Here is an 18,376-nt window from a genome sequence, read left to right as displayed (position 1 = left end):
GCCGATGACCGCAACCTGTCAAAATCACTATGCGGCGGAACTCGCTTCCGGGGGGACGCGCAGCCAGAGCGCCTTTTCGCCCAATGTGCCAACCATGCCCGCGTGCGCGGTGCGCTCGGCGTCGGTCAGGCGCGATGGCAAGGCGATCGGCCGCACACCGATCGAAATATCGATGTCGTCGACATTCTGCCTTCCGCCCGCCGGAGTCAGGATGCTGTCGAGGATGAGGCTTGCCTGCTTGCCGCCGATAAGCTCGATATAGACCTCGGCCAGCAATTCCGAATCGAGCAGCGCGCCGTGCTTGGTGCGGCGGCCGTTGTCGATGCCGTAGCGGCGGCAGAGCGCATCGAGCGAATTGGGGCCCATCGGATGCTTGCGGCGCGCCAGCGCCAGCGTGTCGACAATCCGTCCCGGATCGATGGCCGGATGGCCAAGCCGGCCGAATTCGAGATTGAGGAAGCCGATGTCGAAACCGGCATTGTGCGCGACCAGCTTGGCCCCGTCGATGAAGGCGAGGAACTCCTCGGCGATCTCCATGAAAGTCGGCTCGCCCTGAAGATCGGCGGCGCTGATGCCGTGCACGGCCTGCGCTTCGTGATGGATCGGGCGGCCTTGCGGGTTGATGTATTTGTGGAAGGTGCGGCCGGTCGGAAAGCGGTTGACCAGCTCGATGCCGCCAAGCTCGATGACGCGGTCCTCGCGCGTGTCGAGGCCGGTGGTTTCCGTATCGAAGATGATCTCACGCATCGAATCAGTCCACTGGTTCCGGCATCATTCTAGCCGAATCACACCAGGAACAAAATGGCAACAAGTAATGTGGGTCTGCAAGCCTCTTAACCAGGCCTGGCTGCCTTATCCACGACTAGTTCGGCGATGATCGCCTTGACGGCCGCGCGAGCGGCGTCAAAGCCCTGACCGATGTCGATGACGAAGTCGGCGCGCCGGCGCTTTTCGGCGTCGGCAACCTGCCTGGCCAGGATCGACGCCAGTTTCTCCTCGTTCATGCCCGGCCGCGCCAGCACGCGGGCGCGCTGGACTTCAGGCGGCGCGGTGACGACCACGACCTTGTCGACGCGATCACGGCCGCCGGTCTCGAACAGCAGCGGTATATCGAGCACGGCAAGCGGCGCGCCGGCGGCACGATTTTCAGCCAGGAAGGCATCGGCGTCGGCACGGACCAACGGATGGATGATCGCTTCCAGACGTTTCAGGGCGGCGGCGTCGCCGAGCACCCGTTCGGCCAGCTTTGTGCGATCGACCGCACCGGATCGGGTGGTCCCGGGAAAGGCCGCCTCGACCATGGGGGCGGCCTGGTCGGCATAGAGGCGATGCACCGCCTCGTCGGAATCATGGACCGGCACGCCGGCCTCGGCAAACATCTTTGCGGTGGTCGACTTGCCCATGCCGATCGATCCGGTGAGGCCGAGCACGATCATTTTATCGCGCCGATATCGGCGATGATCATTTGCCGCAGTTCGGCGGTGACCTGCGGCCTGGTGCCGAACCAGCGTTCGAAGCCGGGCACCGCCTGGTGCAGCAGCATGCCGAGCCCATCGACGGTTCTCAGGCCGCGCGCTTTGGCCGCGGCAAGGAGCGGCGTCTCCAGTGGCACGTAGACGATGTCGGTGACGATGGCACGGCTAGGCAGTCTGCCCGGGTCGGCGGACAGGCCTTCATTGCCGTGCATGCCGAGCGCAGACGTGTTGACCAGCAGGCCGGCATCCTCGAGCAATTCGCCGGTCGCCGCGAGGTTGTGGGCGGAAACGCCTGCACCGAAGCGGTCGCGCAGGTCCTGCGCCCTCGCAAGCGTCCGGTTGACGATGCGGATATCGTTGATGCCGCGTTGCTTCAGCGCATGGATGACCGCGCGAGCGGCGCCGCCGGCACCGAGCACCACGGCGGGGCCGTTGGCCGCCCAGCCCGGTGCATATTCGTCCAGATTGGCGGCAAAGCCATGGGCATCGGTGTTGCCGCCGCACAATTCGCCATCCTCGAACCACAGCGTGTTGACCGCACCGATCTGTTCGGCGTCGGCGTCACGCCGCTTGGCCAAAGCGAAGGCGGCTTCCTTGTGCGGGATGGTGACGTTGCCGCCGCGATAGCCTTGTGCCTGCAGCGTCTGCAGGAATTCGGCAAACGCCTCCGGTGCAACGTCGATGGCCTCGTAGACGCCGCCGATGCCGTATTTCGCCAGCCAGTAGCCGTGGATCTTCGGAGACCTGGAATGCGCGATCGGGTGGCCCGCGACAAACGCCTTTTTCGTGGCCTCAGCCATCGATCGCCCCGAACTCACGCAGCTTGGCCAGCACCGGCAAAAGTGGCAGGCCGACAATAGTAAAATAGTCGCCTTCGATTTTTTCGAACAGCTGGATGCCTTCGCCTTCGATCTGGTAAGCGCCGACGCTGGACAACGCCTTGGCGCCGACGCGCGCAAGATGGCGGCCGATGAAGGCCGGATCGAGCTTGCGCATGGTCAGGCTGGCGATGCCGACATGCCGCCACAGAACCTGGCCGTCACGGCCGAGCACGACGGCGCTGTTGAGATGATGCGTCTTGCCCGACAGCGCCAGCAGATGACGGCGCGCTCCTTCCATGTCGGCCGGCTTATGGAACAGCTCGTCGCCGAGCGACAGCGTTTGGTCGCAGCCGAGCACTAGGGCGCCGGGCTTGCGCTCGCTGACGTCGGTGGCCTTGGCTTCGGCGAGCACCAGGGCGACGTCCTCCGGCGATACGCCACTATTCTGCAGCGGCGCCTCGAGCGCGCGCTCATCGACAGAAGCCGGAACCGCTTCGACAGTGACGCCGGCATTGACGAGCAGCGCCTTGCGGAACGGGCTGCCCGAGGCAAGGATGATTTTTTCAGCCATTTTTTTCGCCTGATCTTTCCTTCTCCCCTTGTGGGAGAAGGTGGATTGGCGCGCAGCGCCAAGACGGTTGAGGGGTGCTGGACGGAGTGCAGGTGATGCCAAGCTGGAACACCCCTCATCCGACCGAGCTTCGCTCGGCCACCTTCTCCCACAAGGGGAGAAGGTAAGGACCACCCACAGCACAAGCGCCCAAACCCTACCGCGTCTTGCCGCGCAGGGCAACGATTGCCGCCGCCGTCTCCTCGATCGAACGGCGGCTGACGTCGATCATCGGCCAGCCGTGCCGCGTGCATATCTGGCGGGCATAGGTGAGCTCTTCCGCGATCGCGGCACGGTCGACATAGTCGGTCGGCTCATAGGCGCTGGTGCCGAGAATGCGGTTCTGCCGAACCTGCGAGATCCGTTCGGCGGTGGCGACCAGGCCGACGATCAGCGGCCTCCTGGCATTGACCAGGGTTTCGGGCACCGGCACGCCGAGCACGATCGGGATGTTGGCGGTCTTGATCCCGCGATTGGCGAGATAGATGCTGGTCGGCGTCTTCGAGGTGCGGGAGATGCCGACGAGCACGATGTCGGCATCGTCCATATTGGCCGGCAGCTGACCATCGTCATGCTCCATGGTGAAGTTGAGCGCGTCGATGCGGCGGAAATATTCGGCGTTCAGCACATGCTGGGCGCCGACGCGTCGGCCGGCAGGCGTGCCGAGATAGGACTGGAACACCGTCAGCACCGGCTCCAGCACCGAGACGCAAGGCAGGCCCATGGCCGCGCAGCGTTCGTCGATACCGCGGGCAAGCTTCTGGTCGACCACCGTGTAGAGGATGATGCCCGGCTCCTCCTCGATGTCCTCGAACACCTTCGTCACCTGCTTTTCGGTGCGGATGAGCGGGTAGATATGTTCGATGGCGCGCGCATCCTTGTATTGCGCGGAAGCCGCGCGGCCGGCGGCCAGCAGCGTTTCGCCGGTGGCGTCGGAAATCAGATGAAGGTGAAAGAAGCTCTGCGGTTTGTTCACAGGATACATTCCAGGCTGTGGGCCGATGTGGATAAGCCGGGCGGAAAACTCGGCCACCGCAAAGCGACTGTATCAGATGCCGGTTTGTCCACAATTCGATGTGCTGTCGGCTTCTCCGGGCGGTTGGGGACAAGTCCGGGGACGGAGCTTTTTGCCTTCGCTTCATCCACAGGGGCAATTTCCCTGGCGTGGCGGCAACGCATTGACTCCAGTCGTAAATTCCCGATTTTCCACAAAGTCCTGCAATCCCGCTGGAGAAGCGCGCGACAATATGCTGGCTGGTCTTTTCGAGGGCAAAGCGGGACAGGAGACAACCACCACAACCAACAGACTCTTAGAATCATAAGATTCCTAAAAATAGAATATTTAATTATAGGGAAGCCTGGAAAGGCGAGCGCTCAATGCCTCAAGACCGGATCGTGCTGGACGTGTTGAGAGGCAAAGCGGCGTTTCCGCCGCCGCTCTGGATGATGCGCCAGGCCGGCCGCTATCTGCCGGAATACCGGGAGACGAGGAGACGGGCCGGATCCTTCCTCGATCTTTGCTACGACCCGGATCTCGCCGTCGAAGTGACGCTGCAGCCGATCGAACGCTTCGGCTTCGATGCATCGATCCTGTTTTCCGATATTCTTGTCGTGCCGCATGCGCTCGGCCGCGACGTGCGCTTCGAGGAAGGACGCGGCCCGCTGCTGACGCCGATCACGGCTGCGGAAATTGCGGCTCTCGACGGCGAAACGTTTCACGTGAATCTCGAGCCGGTCTACGAGACGGTGCGGCGGTTGCGCGCCAGACTGCCTGATGAAACGACGCTGATCGGCTTCTGCGGTGCGCCCTGGACGGTGGCGACCTACATGATTGCCGGCCACGGTACGCCCGACCAGGCGCCGGCCAGGCTGTTCGCCTATCGCGAGCCGGCGGCCTTTCTTAGGCTGCTGAAGGTGCTGGCCGATCATTCGGGTGCTTATCTGATCCGCCAGATCGAGGCCGGCGCCGACGTGGTGCAGATCTTCGATTCGTGGTCAGGCGTACTCGACGAAGCGTCTTTCGAGTTGTTCTGCGTCGACCCGGTGGCCTCGATCGTCCGGCAAGTGAAGGCTGCCCATCCCAATGTTCCGATCATCGGCTTTCCCAAGGGCGCGGGAGATCACTATCGAAGCTATCGCCAGAAGACCGGCGTGACCGGGCTGGGCCTCGACTGGACCGTGCCATTGTCGACGGCGAAGGAATTGCAGCGTGACGGCGCCGTGCAGGGCAATCTCGATCCGCTGAGGCTTGTAGCCGGCGGCAAGGCGCTTGACGACGGCGTGGGGGCGATCTTGAAGGCGCTGGGCGACGGGCCGCTGATCTTCAATCTCGGCCACGGCATCACGCCGGAGACGCCGCTCGCTCATGTCGAGCGGATGGTCAAGCTGGTGCGGAGCGCATCGTGACGATGATGGGCGCGGACAATGCGAACGGCACCAACACCGGTAAGGGCGCGATGCGCCGCGCGGCAATCGCGATCGCCATTTTCCTGGTGCTGGCCGGGCTGCTGTTGCTGTTCGGGCCCGATGATTTCTATCCTTGGGCGAAGGCGATCCATGTGATTGCCGTCATCTCCTGGATGGCGGGCATGCTCTATCTGCCGCGCTTGCTGGTCTATCATGCCGATGCCGAAAAAGGCTCCGTCCAGTCGGAGACCTTCAAGGTGATGGAGCGCCGGCTGCTGCGCGGCATCATCAATCCGGCAATGGTGATCACCTGGGCATTCGGCCTGTGGCTTGCCTGGAAAGGCTTTGGTTTTCAAGGCGGCTGGCTGCATGCCAAGATCGCTGCGGTGGTTGGCCTGTCGGCCGTGCATGGCTATCTCGCCGGCGCCGTCCGGAAATTTGCCGAAGACCGCAATGAAAAATCGGCAAGGCACTGGCGGATCGTCAATGAGATCCCTACATTGCTGATGATCGTCATCGTCGTCCTGGTTATCGTGAAACCGTTCTGACGTCTTCGGTTGCCCGCAAAAGGCGGCTTGCTCTTTCAACCGACCGACGATAAAAGACGGGTCTTCCTTCCCGTCATGCGCCGCCCATTTATCGCTTCGGCCGCGCCCGGCATTTGTCGCATCCCGCCGATATTTTTCCCAAAGCTTACTCAGAGTCCGTCTAATGATGCAAGAAATGAAACTCACAGAGTTCAAGAACAAGAAGCCGCCAGAGCTGATCGCTTATGCGGAATCGCTCGAAGTCGAGAATGCCAGCGTCATGCGCAAGCAGGAGCTGATGTTCGCGATCCTGAAGAGGCTGGCGACCCAGGATATCGAGATCATCGGCGACGGCGTCGTCGAAGTGCTGCAGGACGGCTTTGGCTTCCTGCGCTCCGCCAATGCCAACTATTTGCCAGGTCCCGACGACATCTATATTTCACCGTCGCAGATCCGGCGGTTCTCGCTGAAGACCGGCGATACGGTCGAAGGGCCGATCCGCAGCCCGAAAGAGGGCGAGCGCTATTTCGCGCTGCTCAAGGTCAACACGATCAATTTCGACGACCCGGAAAAAATCCGCCACAAGATCCATTTCGACAATCTGACGCCGCTTTATCCGACCTCGCGGCTGAAGATGGAGATGGAGGTTCCGACCTCCAAGGATATTTCGGCGCGCGTCATCGACCTGGTGGCGCCGCTCGGCAAGGGCCAGCGCGCGTTGATCGTGGCGCAGCCGCGCACCGGCAAGACGGTGCTGCTGCAGAACATCGCCCATTCGATCACCACCAACCATCCGGAATGCTATTTGATCGTGCTTCTGATCGACGAGCGGCCGGAGGAAGTCACCGACATGCAGCGCTCGGTGAAGGGCGAGGTGGTGTCCTCGACCTTCGACGAGCCGGCGGTGCGCCACGTCCAGGTCGCCGAAATGGTCATCGAAAAGGCCAAGCGCCTGGTCGAGCACGGCCGTGACGTGGTCATCCTGCTGGACTCGATCACCCGCCTCGGCCGCGCCTACAACACCGTCGTGCCGTCGTCCGGCAAGGTGCTGACCGGCGGTGTCGACGCCAATGCGCTGCAACGGCCGAAGCGCTTCTTCGGTGCTGCCCGCAATATCGAGGAAGGCGGCTCGCTGACCATCATCGCGACAGCGCTGATCGATACCGGCAGCCGCATGGACGAGGTCATCTTCGAAGAGTTCAAGGGCACCGGCAATTCGGAAATCGTGCTCGACCGCAAGGTGGCGGACAAGCGCATCTATCCGGCCATGGACATCCTCAAATCCGGCACCCGCAAGGAAGACCTGCTGGTTCCGCGCCAGGACCTGCAGAAGATCTTCGTGCTGCGCCGCATCCTGGCGCCGATGGGAACGACCGACGCCATCGAGTTCCTTATCGACAAGCTCAAGCAGACCAAGACCAACGCGGATTTCTTCGATTCGATGAATACGTAGGGGGTTGGCCGGCGCCGTCCTTCCCTTCTCCCCTTGTGGAAGAAGGTGGATTGGCGCGCAGCGCAAGCCGGTTGAGGGGTGCCGGACGGAACTCCGTCGGCGCCAAGCTGGAACACCCCTCATCCGACCGAGCTTCGCTCGGCCACCTTCTCCCACAAGGGGAGAAGGGGGAGCCGCGTTGGACTCATTGCCGGTGCAACAGCCGCTCAAGCTCCTCGGCACTAGTCACCACCGGCAGGCAGACCTGCCCCGTGCAGAGCCAGGCGCCGGGCTCGGCCGTTGGCGGCATGACGCCGCCTGGCAAGGCCGGCAGATTTGTCGCCGAGCCAACAGGCACGACGATGTCCACCCGGCGCGGGTCTGGATTTCGATTCGCAACCGGAACAAGCCTTGGATTCTCCGGTCTATCCACGATCACCAGCTTCAGCGGTTCAAGCGCCAAGGCACAGGCATTGACTATACCCGCCTGGCCATAGCCCTGGTGCTCCGCCCGCCCGCCCGCGTGCTCTGCGACTGTCCAGGCTGTTTCCCAGAGATCGAGATCGCCCGAAAGCGACGACAATCGGACCAGGGCTTCGATGATCTGGCCGGTAGCGGAAGGATTGGCTTCGTCGACATCGCCGCGGATGCGGATCGGCACATCCGCGCTGTCGGACGCGGTCAGATAATAGCCGGTCTTGTCGCTGTCCCGGTGCCAAAGATCGAGTTGCTCAATGAAGTTCTCGGCGCGATCGATATAGTCGGGATTGCCGGTCGCCTCGAACAGTGAGATGGCGGCGTTGGCCATGGCGGCATAGTCGCTCGACAGAGCCGGAAACAGCTTCTTTGCGCCGAGCATCGAATGCGGCAGGCGGCCGTCACGTCCGGCAGCCGCAATTGCGGCAAAGGCCGCTGCCGCCGCTTCGATCCAGTCGGATCGGCCAAGCGACCGTCCGGCCTCGGCAAGGGCTGCGATCATGAAGCCGTTCCAGTCGGTCAGCGCCTTGCCGTCACGCCCGGGCCGCACGCGCTGTTCCCTCGCTGCCAGCAGCCTTTGCTTGAGCGGAACCAGAAGGTCACGATCGACGACGCTCTGCGCCAGTTGAGCATCAGTCTGGCAAATGATCGGCTTGCCTTCCCAACCATGCGGACCGGCAAGCGTGAAGTATTTGAAAAACAATGCTGAATCGTCGCCAAGGGCTGCTTCGAGCTCATCCCTGCTCCAGGTGTAGAACAACCCCTCCTCGCCCTCGCTATCGGCATCAAGGCTGGCGGCAAAGGCATCGCCCTCGACTCGCATTTCGCGCAACAGCCAGGCAATCGTCTCTTCGATTCGCAGCCGGAACAATTCCTTGCCGGTTGACGCATAGGCCCAATTGCACAAGCGGATGAGCTGGGCATTGTCGTAGAGCATTTTTTCGAAATGCGGGACCAGCCATTCGGCGTCGGTCGAGTAGCGGCTGAGTCCGCCGCCAATATGGTCATAGATGCCGCCGGCCAGCATCTTTTCGAGGCTGAGGAGAACAGCGTCGCGGTGGGATGCGGTGCCGTCGCGCAGCCAGGACAGCCAGAGGCTCTGCATGAATGGCGCGTTGGGGAATTTCGGCGCGCCGCGCAGGCCGCCCAAATCGCGGTCGATCATGCCGTCAATGCCATTGGCGAGGTTCGCCAGCATGCCGCGGTCGAGCACGGCCTTGCCATGGCTGCCCGCCAGCCGCGTCTCGACATGCGTGGTCAGGCCGTCGGCACTCTGGTTAACGCTTTCTTTCTTCTCCCGCCAAGCCTTGTCAACCGCCTCCAGCACCTGGACGAAACCCGGCCGGCCGTAGCGCGCCTCGCGCGGAAAATAGGTGCCGCCCCAGAACGGCTTGCCGTCGGGGGTCAGGAACATGGTCAGCGGCCAGCCGCCTTGCTCGCCCATCGAGGACAGTGCCGCCATATAGATCTGGTCGATGTCGGGGCGCTCCTCGCGGTCGACCTTGATATTGACGAAGAGACGGTTCATGACGGCGGCGACGTCGTCGTTCTCGAAGCTCTCATGCGCCATGACATGGCACCAATGGCATGCGGCGTAGCCGACAGAGAGCAGGATCGGACGCTGCAGCACCTTTGCTTCGGCCAGAGCGGCGGGCGACCATGGCCGCCAGTGCACGGGATTGCCGCTGTGCTGCTGCAGATAGGGGCTGGCCTCTTCGGCAAGCAGGTTTTGTGCAGGCAATGTCACGGCACTACTCGATGCGGATTGAACAGGCATAGCTAGGGCGCTTCGGCAGAGCGGGCAAATGATTTCAAAAGACTCCATCGTGGCGCTGTCGAGCGGGCGCCTGCCGGCCGGCATTGCGGTGATCCGGATTTCCGGGCCGCATAGTCGATTCGCTGTCGAAACGATTGCGGGATCGAAGGTGCCAAACCGCGTTGCCACCTATCGCAAGTTCCGGGCGCCCGACGGATCGGTGCTGGACAGCGGCCTTGCCGTCTTCTTTGCCGGTCCCGACAGTTTTACCGGCGAGGACGTTGCAGAGTTCCATGTGCATGGCGGGCGCGCCGTTGTGGCGAGGATGCTGGAAACGATCGCCTCCTTCGACGGTGTCAGGCATGCCGAGCCTGGCGAATTCACCCGCCGCGCCTTTCTCAACGGCAAGCTCGATCTGGTCGAAACCGAGGCGCTGGCCGATCTCATCAACGCCGAAACCGAGGCGCAGCGGCGCTTTGCCGTTCACAACGCCCAAGGCGTGCAGAGCGAACTCTATCTGGGCTGGCGCCGACGGCTGATCCACGCCCGCGCGATGATCGAGGCCGAGATCGACTTTGCCGACGAGGATGACGTGCCGGGCTCGGTCGCCGATACAGTCTGGTCCGATGTCCGGGCGATGATCGGGGAAATAGAGCGCCACGTCGCCGGCTTCCGCGCTGCCGAAATCATTCGCGATGGGTTCGAAGTGGTAATCCTCGGCGCGCCGAATGCCGGCAAGTCCAGCCTGTTCAACGCCTTGGCGCGGCGCGAAGCGGCCATCGTCACCGACGAGCCGGGCACGACCCGCGACCTGCTCGAGGTGGCACTGGACCTGGAAGGGGTGCGGGTCAGGGTAACCGACACCGCCGGTCTGCGCGAGGCGCCCGGCAAGATAGAGGCGATCGGCATCGAGAAGGCCAGGACCAAGGCGCACAGCGCTGATCTGCTGTTGCTGCTGGAGGATCTGGCGGAGCCAATCGCGATCGGTGTGCTGACGAGCGACATTCAGGCGCTGAGGGTCGGAACAAAAATTGACCTGTTGGGGGGCAAATCGCCCTCGCCCGCGGTGCGCTATGATTTCGCTATCTCGACGCGGGACGGCACGGGTCTGGCCGAACTGCTGGACGAGATCGGGCGTCGTGCCGCAGTCCAGATCGGCAAGGCCGGCGATATCCTGCCGTCGCGGCTGCGGCACGTCGAGCTGCTCAACGAGACGAAACGCTTCCTGCTCGCAGCAGTGGCCAGTGGTGATCGCGGCCAGGAACTGCAGGCCGAGGAGCTGCGCCTGGCGGCGGATCGGCTCGGACGAATCGTTGGGTCGGTCGATGTCGAAGACATGCTCGATGTGATTTTTTCGCAGTTTTGTATTGGGAAATGACTCACGTGAAACATAGGGGAAGGAGCACCGGCGGTGATTCACGTGAAACACGGGCCCAGGAATAGGGGGGACTGTTTCACGTGAAACGATCCTGCTCGCAGCGTCTCCCCTTCTCCCACAAGGGGAGAAGGGAAGACAAAACGGCGCCAGGCGATCTCTGTCTGCATTGTCGGGGGCAGTCATGCGTCTGAAGCGCCCTGCGTTCTTGACAGCGCGGGCCTCCAGGGACATGTGTCGGTCCACTTGAATTCGGGATTCTGAAATGACCAATCACTATGATGTGGTTGTGGTGGGCGGCGGTCATGCTGGTTGCGAGGCAGCCAGTGCCGCTGCGCGGGCTGGCGCCAGGACGGCGCTGGTGACGCTGCGCTTCGACACGATCGGCGTGATGTCTTGCAATCCGGCGATCGGCGGCCTCGGCAAGGGCCATCTGGTTCGCGAGATCGACGCCATGGACGGGCTGATGGGGCGCGTCGCCGATGCCGCCGGCATCCAGTTCCGCCTGCTCAACCGCCGCAAGGGGCCAGCGGTGCGTGGTCCGCGAACGCAGGCCGACCGAAAACTCTATCGCGTCGCCATGCAGGCGGCAATCCGCCAGCAGGCTGGCCTCGATGTCATCGAAGGCGAGGTGCTGGATTTCGAAATCAACAACGGGGAAATCGACGACGGACGCATCGCGGCGGTGCTATTGGCGGATGGAAGCCGGCTCGCCTGCGGCGCCGTGGTGCTGACGACCGGGACTTTTTTGCGCGGGCTGATCCATATCGGCGAAAAAAAGATCGTCGCCGGCCGCATGAACGAGCAGGCGAGCATCAGCCTGTCGGCGACGATGAGCCGGGCCGGCTTCAGGCTCGGGCGGCTGAAGACCGGCACGCCGCCGCGGCTGGACGGCAGGACGATCGATTGGGCGTCACTGGAGAGCCAGGCCGCGGACGAGGACCCCGTGCCGTTCTCGCTGCTGACCGATCGCATCGAAAATCCGCAGATCCAATGCGGCATTACCCGAACGACCAATGCAACGCACGAGCTGATTCGCGCCAATCTCGGCCGCTCGGCCATGTATTCGGGGTCGATCGAAGGCGTCGGGCCGCGTTATTGCCCGTCGATCGAAGACAAGATCGTCAAGTTCGGTGACCGCGAAGGCCACCAGATATTTCTGGAGCCGGAAGGGCTGGACGACGACACGGTGTACCCGAACGGCATTTCGACCTCGCTGCCCGAGGACGTGCAACTCGACATCCTGAAGACCATTCCGGGGCTGGAGCGGGCAACCATGCTGCAGCCGGGCTATGCCATCGAGTATGACCATGTCGATCCACGCGAGCTCAAGCCAACGCTGGAAACCAGGCGGATCGCTGGCCTTTTCCTCGCCGGCCAGATCAACGGCACCACCGGCTACGAGGAAGCCGGCGCGCAAGGGCTGCTTGCCGGCTTGAATGCAGCGCGCAAGGCGTCGGCGAACGAGGAAATCGTGCTGAGCCGCACCGAAGCCTATATCGGCGTGATGGTCGACGATTTGACCAGCCGCGGCATCGCCGAGCCGTACCGCATGTTCACCTCGCGGGCCGAGTTCCGGCTATCGCTGCGAGCCGACAACGCCGATGAGCGGCTGACGCCACTGGCGATAAGGCTGGAGATTGCCTCGCCGGAGCGGATGCAGCGGTTCAACAATGGTATGCAAGACCTTGAGAAGGCGCGACAGCTCGCCCTCGGCACCACCATGACCCCCAATGAGGCAGCGCGCCATGGGCTCGAAATCAACCGGGACGGCGTCCGTCGCTCGGCCTATGAGTTGCTGGCCTATCCCGGCGTCGACATCGCTTGGCTGGCGCGGATCGAGCCGGCTTTCGCCGCGATCGACAGCAAAACGGCCGAACGTCTTGAAACGGAAGCCAAATATTCTGTCTATCTCGACCGCCAGCAGGCCGATGTTTCGCAGATCAGGCATGAGGAGAGCAGGCTTATTCCCGAGTCGCTCGACTTTGCTTCTGTTCCCGGCCTGTCGAACGAGTTGAAGCAGAAGATGCTGGCACGCCAGCCGCGCTCGATTGCCGATGCGCAACGCATGGAAGGCATGACGCCGGCGGCGCTGGCGATTATTGTCGCCCATGTCCGCAATGCCGAGGCGGCCGCGCGAAAGCAGGTCGCGTGAGCGCTGCGTCCTGGGCAAACCTGCAGGCGGCAGCGGGCCCGGTTTCACGTGAAACATTCGATCGCCTGGTTGAGTTCGAGGCCGTCTTCCAGAAATGGAACCGCCGGATCAATCTGGCCGCGCAATCGACGCAGGACGATGTCTGGCGCCGCCACATCCTCGACAGCGCGCAGCTGGCGCGAATCAAACCAGAGGCGAAGCGCTGGGTCGATCTCGGCTCCGGCGGTGGGTTTCCCGGCCTTGTGCTGGCCTTTTTGCTTGCCGAGCGGGACGGCGCCGGTATCGACCTGGTTGAAAGCAACCGGAAAAAAGCATCGTTCCTGCAAGCGGTCATCGGACAGTTCAGCCTGCCCGCCAAGGTTATCGCGCGCCGCATCGACGACAGCTATCCTCTTGTTCCTGCACCGCAAATCGTCACAGCCAGGGCACTCGCCTCGCTGCCCGACTTGCTCGACCTGGCGGCACCGTGGCTGACCAAGGGGTCGCGCGGCCTGTTTCACAAAGGCCGGGATTACCGCGCCGAAGTGGCAGAAAGCGCTCAACGATGGTCTTTCGATCTGGTAGAACATGCCAGTGCAACCGACGCGCAGGGCGTCATTCTCGAAGTATCCGACTTGCGACAGCACCCTGGCTTGTGACCGGCGACCCAAATGAATTTCTGGCATAGACCCATGATGAAGAACGGCCCCCGAATCATCACCGTCGCCAACCAGAAAGGCGGCGTCGGCAAGACGACGACCGCCATCAATCTGGCCACGGCGCTCGCCGCCATAGGCGAACAGGTGCTGATCGTCGATCTCGACCCGCAGGGCAATGCCAGCACCGGGCTTGGCATCGACCGGCGCGACCGCACCGTCTCGTCCTATGATGTGCTGACCGGCGAGCTAGATCTCGAAGCGGCGGCGATCCCGACGGCGGTGCCTGGCCTGTCGATCGTACCGTCGACGCTCGACCTGCTCGGCATCGAGATGGAAATCGCCTCGGCGCCGGATCGGGTGCTGCGGCTGCGCAACGCTCTACGGGCTTCGGCCGAGCGCTCGGCCAATTTCGGCTATGTGCTGATCGACTGCCCGCCGTCGCTCAACCTGCTGACACTGAATTCGATGGCTGCGGCCGATTCGGTGCTGGTGCCGCTGCAGTGCGAGTTTTTCGCGCTGGAGGGCCTGAGCCAGCTTTTGGAGACGGTCGAGCAGGTGCGCCGCTCGATCAACCCCGACCTGACGATCCAGGGCATCGTGCTGACCATGTTCGACGGGCGCAACAATCTCGCCAACCAGGTGGTGCAGGATGTGCGGGCGCATATGGGCGACAAGGTCTATGAAACCGTCATCCCGCGCAATGTCCGCGTTTCCGAGGCGCCGTCCTACGGCAAACCGGCGATTCTCTACGACCTCAAATGTTCGGGCAGCCAGGCCTATCTGCAGCTTGCTTCGGAAGTCATCCGCCGCGAGCGCAAATTGCGTGCCGCTTAACCGTTGTAAACAATAAACCCGATTCGATACCGAAACGATCTGGACGGACGATGAACGAAGACCCTTCGAGAAAAAGACTGGGCCGGGGACTGGCGGCGCTGATCGGCGAAATCGATCGCCCGGCGGCACCGGAAAAGCCGGGCCTGGCGGCCGACGGCAAGGTGCCGATCGAGTTCCTCAGCCCTAACCCGAAAAACCCGCGCCGGCATTTTGGCGACGCCGACCTGACCGACCTCGCCCAGTCGATCCGCGAACATGGCGTGGTGCAGCCGGTGGTGGCGCGGCCGTCGAAAACCCAAACGGGCCGCTACGAGATCATCGCAGGCGAGCGTCGTTGGCGTGCGGCGCAACGCGCCGGGCTGACCGATATCCCGATCATCGTGCGCGACGTCAACGATCGCACGGCGCTCGAGCTGGCGATCATCGAAAACGTCCAGCGCACCGACCTCAACCCGGTTGAGGAGGCGCTGGGCTACCAGCAACTGATCGACGACCACGGCTATACCCAAGCCGATCTCGGCCAGGTGATCGGCAAGAGCCGCAGCCATGTCGCCAATACGCTGAGGCTGCTGAAGCTGCCCGACGTCATTCGCGACATGCTGGTCGACGGCGCGCTCTCGGCCGGCCACGCCCGTACCCTGGTGACGGCCGACGACCCGGCCGGACTTGCCAAGCGGATCATCGATGAGGGGCTTTCGGTGCGCCAGGCCGAGGCCTTGGCGCAGCTGCCGGTCGGCGCGCCGGCGGCAAAACGCCAGCCCGCCGCACCGCCGCAAAAGGATGCCGACACGCTGGCGCTGGAGCGGCTGATGACCAGCACGATCGGCATGATCGTCACGATCGAGCACAACCAGCGCGGCGGCGTGATCAGCGTCGCCTACCGGACACTGGAGCAGCTCGACGAGCTTTGCCGAAGGCTGAAGCGGGAGTAGGTAGGTTGCTAAAATTAGCCGGCAAATAACGTTTTGCTGCCGCGCGGTGATTGGCGAAATCGTCGAAGTAGTTAATCTCCCCCCTTGAGGGGGAGATGGCCGGCAGGCCAGAAGGGGTCGTCAAATTTCAAGCGCCCACGTCCTCTGTCTTCGCGGAAGGGGCTGGTGTTCTACGCGCTGTGACCCCCTCTGTCGCCTTTGGCGACATCTCCCCCTCAAGGGGGGAGATTAGGTGCGCTGCGCCAGCCTGGCACTCTCCACGGTAATGCCGAGCAGGGCCTGGCGTGCCAGCGCGACCGACAGATCCGGCCGCCGGCGTGTCTGCAGGATCGCCGTCTGCAGGCGGTTGAGGGCGCGGCCGAGCGCTTCGCTGCTCCACCGTTCGAGGGCTTTCTCGACCAGCTTGCGCCGCGAAAAAAAAACCGGCGGGCGCGCCGCGGCTACGACCGAAGCGGCATTGCGGCCGCCGGCGTCCATCTGGCCGCGCATCGCCTGGATCGCCTGCAACTGCCGCATCGCCGATGAAAGTACCAGAAAGGGCTGGCCGCCGGACTGGCAATGGCGGGTGAAGGCGGTATCGAAGTCGGCGATCCTGCCTTCGAGCAGGGCGTCGACCGCCGCATCGAAGGAGAGGCCCGAGACATCGCCAGACGTCGCCTTGACGTCGTCGAGGCCGATTTCGGCCTGGCCATGCGCGTAAAGCACCAGCTTTTCGATCTCGCCGCGCGAGGCCAGCCGGTCGCCGCCGAGATTGCGGCGCAGCGCCTGCCGCGCCTCCAGTGTCATCGACATGCCGGCCTTGCGCAGTTCGTCGTCGATGACCGTATCGATATCCCTGGCCTCATCGGCATAGCAAGGCAATGCCATGGCATTGTCCGCCGCCTCCACCACGGCGCGCAGGCCGACACCCTTCTTCAAGTCGCCGGCCTCGATGAGAATGATCGCGTCCCGCGCGGGCTCCGACGTCAGCGCCTTGACGTCATCGGCAAGCGCCTTCTGAGCGCCGGCATTGCGCACCCATAGCAGGCGCCGCTCCGAAAACATCGGCACGGTGCGGGCCTCGTCGAGCAGGCGGCCCTCGTCGCGATCGACTTCCGATCCGTCCAGCCTGACGACCGAGAACGGATCGTCAAGCGGCAGGCCGGTCTTGCCGGCAAAGGCCTTTGCCCGCTCGGCAACCAGCCCGCGATCGGGACCGTAAAGCAGCACGATCGAGACGCGCGGATCCGGCTTCGCGAGCCATGCATCGACCTCGTATGCTTTCTTTTGTGCCATAGGCGCTGATTAGCATGACGCGGGCGCGGGGTGAACGGCGCCGCCCTCCTTTCCTTCTCCCCCTTGTGGGAGAAGGTGAATTGGCGCGTAGCTCCAAGACGGTTGAGGGGTGCCGGCCGGAGTGCTGTCGATGCCAAGCTGGAACACCCCTCATCCGACCGAGCTTCGCTCGGCCACCTTCTCCCACAAGGGGAGAAGGAGGTGCTCGCGCCGACCAACCCGACGCATTGCCTTATCTGGCGGGAAACCCGGCGCAATCATCTCCCAAATTGCGCGCCGATCCGGAAGATCGACAAGAAATTTCGCCGACATATCTCCATCCTGTCTGCCGCGGGCAGCAGCCAGCGGCAGCGAAGCCTCGCCCGACGAATTGGCACTGGTCTGGCGGTGTGCAAATATCCTAGCCGGGCAACAGTGGAGGACCGAGATCATGGCCGATGCCGGAATGCTGCGCTTCCATGTTCCGGAACCGGAAGTGCGGCCGGGCGGGACGCCGGATTTCTCCAATGTGAGCATTCCAAAAGCTGGCTCGGTGCCGCGCCCGAAGATCGACGTCGACCCGCGCGACATCCGCGATCTGGCGTTCTCGATCATTCGCGTGCTCAACCGCGCCGGCGAGGCTGTCGGGCCGTGGGCCGGCCTGCTTTCCGACGAGGAACTGCTGGAGGGGCTGCGCCATATGATGACGCTGCGCAGCTTCGATGCGCGCATGCAGATGGCGCAGCGCCAGGGCAAGACCTCTTTCTACATGCAGCATCTCGGCGAAGAGGCGGTGAGCTGCGCCTTCCGCAAGGCGCTGTCGCGGGGCGACATGAATTTTCCGACCTATCGGCAGGCAGGCCTGCTCATCGCCGACGGCTACCCGATGGTCACGATGATGAACCAGATCTATTCGAACGAGGCCGATCCGCTGAAAGGGCGGCAATTGCCGATCATGTATTCGTCGAAGGAGCACGGCTTCTTCTCGATCTCCGGCAATCTGGCGACGCAGTACATCCAGGCGGTCGGCTGGGCGATGGCCTCGGCGATCAGCAATGACCAGAAGATCGCCGCCGCCTGGATCGGCGACGGCTCGACTGCCGAGTCCGACTTCCATTCGGCGCTGGTGTTCGCCTCGACCTACAAGGCGCCGGTCGTGCTCAACGTCGTCAACAACCAGTGGGCGATCTCGACCTTCCAGGGCATCGCCCGCGGCGGTTCCGGCACGTTTGCCGCCCGTGGGCTCGGCTTCGGTATTCCGTCGCTGCGCGTCGACGGCAACGACTATCTCGCCGTCCATGCGGTGGCCAAATGGGCGGCGGAACGGGCGCGCAGCAATCTCGGGCCGACGCTGGTCGAATACGTCACTTACCGCGTCGGCGCCCATTCGAGCTCCGACGACCCGTCGGCCTACCGGCCGAAGGCCGAGTCCGATGCCTGGCCGCTCGGCGACCCGATCGTCAGGCTGAAGAACCATCTCATCCAGCGCGGCGTCTGGTCGGACGAACGCCACGCCCAGGCCGAGGCCGAAATCCTCGACACGGTGATTTCGGCGCAGCGGGAGGCCGAGCGCCATGGCACGCTGCATGCCGGCGGCAAGCCCTCGGCGCGCGACATGTTCGAGGGCGTCTATGCCGAGATGCCGCCGCATCTCAGGCGCCAGCGCCAACACGCAGGGGTCTGA

The 18,376-nt window shown here is 63.5% G+C and carries 16 protein-coding genes; 9 read left to right on the top strand and 7 right to left on the bottom strand.

Annotation, left to right across the window (positions count from 1 at the left end; translation table 11 throughout):
• Positions 1 to 27 precede the first annotated feature (27 nt).
• From dnaQ to NKJ73_RS15925, 5 genes are all read right to left on the bottom strand, one after another.
• On the bottom strand, positions 28 to 747 hold the full coding sequence (gene dnaQ / locus NKJ73_RS15945; protein ID WP_352570107.1) for a DNA polymerase III subunit epsilon: 720 nt from the start codon (positions 745 to 747) through the stop codon (positions 28 to 30).
• Positions 748 to 833: 86 nt separating this feature from the next.
• Positions 834 to 1,436: a dephospho-CoA kinase gene (coaE, locus tag NKJ73_RS15940; protein WP_352570105.1), complete on the bottom strand. Its 603-nt coding sequence runs from the start codon at positions 1,434 to 1,436 to the stop codon at positions 834 to 836.
• Positions 1,433 to 2,275 (bottom strand): shikimate dehydrogenase, encoded by an 843-nt coding sequence (locus NKJ73_RS15935; protein WP_352570104.1) that lies wholly within the window; start codon positions 2,273 to 2,275, stop codon positions 1,433 to 1,435. Before NKJ73_RS15935 ends, coaE begins: the two co-directional genes overlap by 4 nt.
• Positions 2,268 to 2,867, bottom strand: coding sequence for a Maf-like protein (locus NKJ73_RS15930; RefSeq protein ID WP_352458815.1), 600 nt, complete (start codon positions 2,865 to 2,867; stop codon positions 2,268 to 2,270). The genes NKJ73_RS15935 and NKJ73_RS15930 overlap by 8 nt, the downstream gene beginning before the upstream one ends.
• Before the next feature lie 196 nt (positions 2,868 to 3,063).
• On the bottom strand, positions 3,064 to 3,882 hold the full coding sequence (locus tag NKJ73_RS15925) for a pyruvate, water dikinase regulatory protein (RefSeq protein ID WP_352570103.1): 819 nt from the start codon (positions 3,880 to 3,882) through the stop codon (positions 3,064 to 3,066).
• Between the two features lie 401 nt (positions 3,883 to 4,283).
• Here NKJ73_RS15925 and hemE point away from each other — a divergent pair, with 401 nt between their 5' ends.
• The 3 genes from hemE to rho all read left to right on the top strand — a co-directional run bounded on the left by hemE (position 4,284) and on the right by rho (position 7,292).
• Positions 4,284 to 5,312: a uroporphyrinogen decarboxylase gene (gene hemE, locus NKJ73_RS15920; protein WP_352570102.1), complete on the top strand. Its 1,029-nt coding sequence runs from the start codon at positions 4,284 to 4,286 to the stop codon at positions 5,310 to 5,312.
• A 2-nt stretch (positions 5,313 to 5,314) separates the two neighbouring features.
• On the top strand, positions 5,315 to 5,860 hold the full coding sequence (gene hemJ / locus NKJ73_RS15915; protein WP_031211566.1) for a protoporphyrinogen oxidase HemJ: 546 nt from the start codon (positions 5,315 to 5,317) through the stop codon (positions 5,858 to 5,860).
• Positions 5,861 to 6,026: 166 nt separating this feature from the next.
• The gene (gene rho / locus NKJ73_RS15910; protein ID WP_023675925.1) at positions 6,027 to 7,292 is read left to right on the top strand and encodes a transcription termination factor Rho; all 1,266 of its coding nucleotides are present in this window, start codon (positions 6,027 to 6,029) and stop codon (positions 7,290 to 7,292) included.
• 184 nt (positions 7,293 to 7,476) lie between these two features.
• Here rho and NKJ73_RS15905 read toward each other — a convergent pair whose 3' ends face one another.
• On the bottom strand, positions 7,477 to 9,495 hold the full coding sequence (locus NKJ73_RS15905) for a thioredoxin domain-containing protein (protein WP_352570101.1): 2,019 nt from the start codon (positions 9,493 to 9,495) through the stop codon (positions 7,477 to 7,479).
• 58 nt (positions 9,496 to 9,553) lie between these two features.
• On the opposite strand from NKJ73_RS15905, the gene mnmE reads away from it, so the two are divergent.
• From mnmE to NKJ73_RS15880, 5 genes are all read left to right on the top strand, one after another.
• Positions 9,554 to 10,882 carry a tRNA uridine-5-carboxymethylaminomethyl(34) synthesis GTPase MnmE gene (gene mnmE / locus NKJ73_RS15900; protein ID WP_352570100.1) on the top strand — a complete coding sequence of 443 codons (1,329 nt, stop codon included), beginning with the start codon at positions 9,554 to 9,556 and terminating at the stop codon, positions 10,880 to 10,882.
• Positions 10,883 to 11,144: 262 nt separating this feature from the next.
• Positions 11,145 to 13,034, top strand: coding sequence for a tRNA uridine-5-carboxymethylaminomethyl(34) synthesis enzyme MnmG (gene mnmG / locus NKJ73_RS15895; RefSeq protein ID WP_352570099.1), 1,890 nt, complete (start codon positions 11,145 to 11,147; stop codon positions 13,032 to 13,034).
• The gene (gene rsmG / locus NKJ73_RS15890) at positions 13,031 to 13,672 is read left to right on the top strand and encodes a 16S rRNA (guanine(527)-N(7))-methyltransferase RsmG (RefSeq protein ID WP_352570098.1); all 642 of its coding nucleotides are present in this window, start codon (positions 13,031 to 13,033) and stop codon (positions 13,670 to 13,672) included. The genes mnmG and rsmG overlap by 4 nt, the downstream gene beginning before the upstream one ends.
• A 33-nt stretch (positions 13,673 to 13,705) precedes the next feature.
• Complete coding sequence (locus NKJ73_RS15885; protein WP_084642633.1) at positions 13,706 to 14,506, top strand: ParA family protein; 801 nt, start codon at positions 13,706 to 13,708, stop codon at positions 14,504 to 14,506.
• Between the two features lie 50 nt (positions 14,507 to 14,556).
• The gene (locus tag NKJ73_RS15880; protein ID WP_352570097.1) at positions 14,557 to 15,438 is read left to right on the top strand and encodes a ParB/RepB/Spo0J family partition protein; all 882 of its coding nucleotides are present in this window, start codon (positions 14,557 to 14,559) and stop codon (positions 15,436 to 15,438) included.
• 228 nt (positions 15,439 to 15,666) lie between these two features.
• Here NKJ73_RS15880 and holA read toward each other — a convergent pair whose 3' ends face one another.
• Complete coding sequence (gene holA, locus NKJ73_RS15875; RefSeq protein ID WP_023675932.1) at positions 15,667 to 16,713, bottom strand: DNA polymerase III subunit delta; 1,047 nt, start codon at positions 16,711 to 16,713, stop codon at positions 15,667 to 15,669.
• 430 nt (positions 16,714 to 17,143) lie between these two features.
• Between holA and NKJ73_RS15870 the strand changes: the two genes are divergently transcribed.
• Entirely contained in the window at positions 17,144 to 18,376 is a 1,233-nt protein-coding gene (locus NKJ73_RS15870) for a 3-methyl-2-oxobutanoate dehydrogenase (2-methylpropanoyl-transferring) subunit alpha (protein ID WP_023675934.1), read from the top strand.

This window comes from Mesorhizobium sp. M0074, from assembly GCF_040322975.1.
Classification (GTDB): Bacteria; Pseudomonadota; Alphaproteobacteria; order Rhizobiales; family Rhizobiaceae; genus Mesorhizobium.
The sequence above is the reverse complement of the archived record's forward strand: the minus strand, read 5'-3'. Positions and strand labels throughout refer to the sequence as shown.

Bases quoted from the DNA above. Each gene is read 5' to 3' on its own strand.
- NKJ73_RS15935 (WP_352570104.1), bottom strand. From the start codon at position 2,275: ATGGCTGAGGCCACGAAAAAGGCGTTTGTCGCGGGCCACCCGATCGCG.
- hemJ (WP_031211566.1), top strand. From the start codon at position 5,315: ATGATGGGCGCGGACAATGCGAACGGCACCAACACCGGTAAGGGCGCG.
- NKJ73_RS15930 (WP_352458815.1), bottom strand. From the start codon at position 2,867: ATGGCTGAAAAAATCATCCTTGCCTCGGGCAGCCCGTTCCGCAAGGCG.
- dnaQ (WP_352570107.1), bottom strand. From the start codon at position 747: ATGCGTGAGATCATCTTCGATACGGAAACCACCGGCCTCGACACGCGC.
- NKJ73_RS15870 (WP_023675934.1), top strand. From the start codon at position 17,144: ATGGCCGATGCCGGAATGCTGCGCTTCCATGTTCCGGAACCGGAAGTG.
- holA (WP_023675932.1), bottom strand. From the start codon at position 16,713: ATGGCACAAAAGAAAGCATACGAGGTCGATGCATGGCTCGCGAAGCCG.
- coaE (WP_352570105.1), bottom strand. From the start codon at position 1,436: ATGATCGTGCTCGGCCTCACCGGATCGATCGGCATGGGCAAGTCGACC.
- rho (WP_023675925.1), top strand. From the start codon at position 6,027: ATGCAAGAAATGAAACTCACAGAGTTCAAGAACAAGAAGCCGCCAGAG.
- NKJ73_RS15880 (WP_352570097.1), top strand. From the start codon at position 14,557: ATGAACGAAGACCCTTCGAGAAAAAGACTGGGCCGGGGACTGGCGGCG.
- mnmE (WP_352570100.1), top strand. From the start codon at position 9,554: ATGATTTCAAAAGACTCCATCGTGGCGCTGTCGAGCGGGCGCCTGCCG.
- NKJ73_RS15885 (WP_084642633.1), top strand. From the start codon at position 13,706: ATGATGAAGAACGGCCCCCGAATCATCACCGTCGCCAACCAGAAAGGC.
- hemE (WP_352570102.1), top strand. From the start codon at position 4,284: ATGCCTCAAGACCGGATCGTGCTGGACGTGTTGAGAGGCAAAGCGGCG.
- mnmG (WP_352570099.1), top strand. From the start codon at position 11,145: ATGACCAATCACTATGATGTGGTTGTGGTGGGCGGCGGTCATGCTGGT.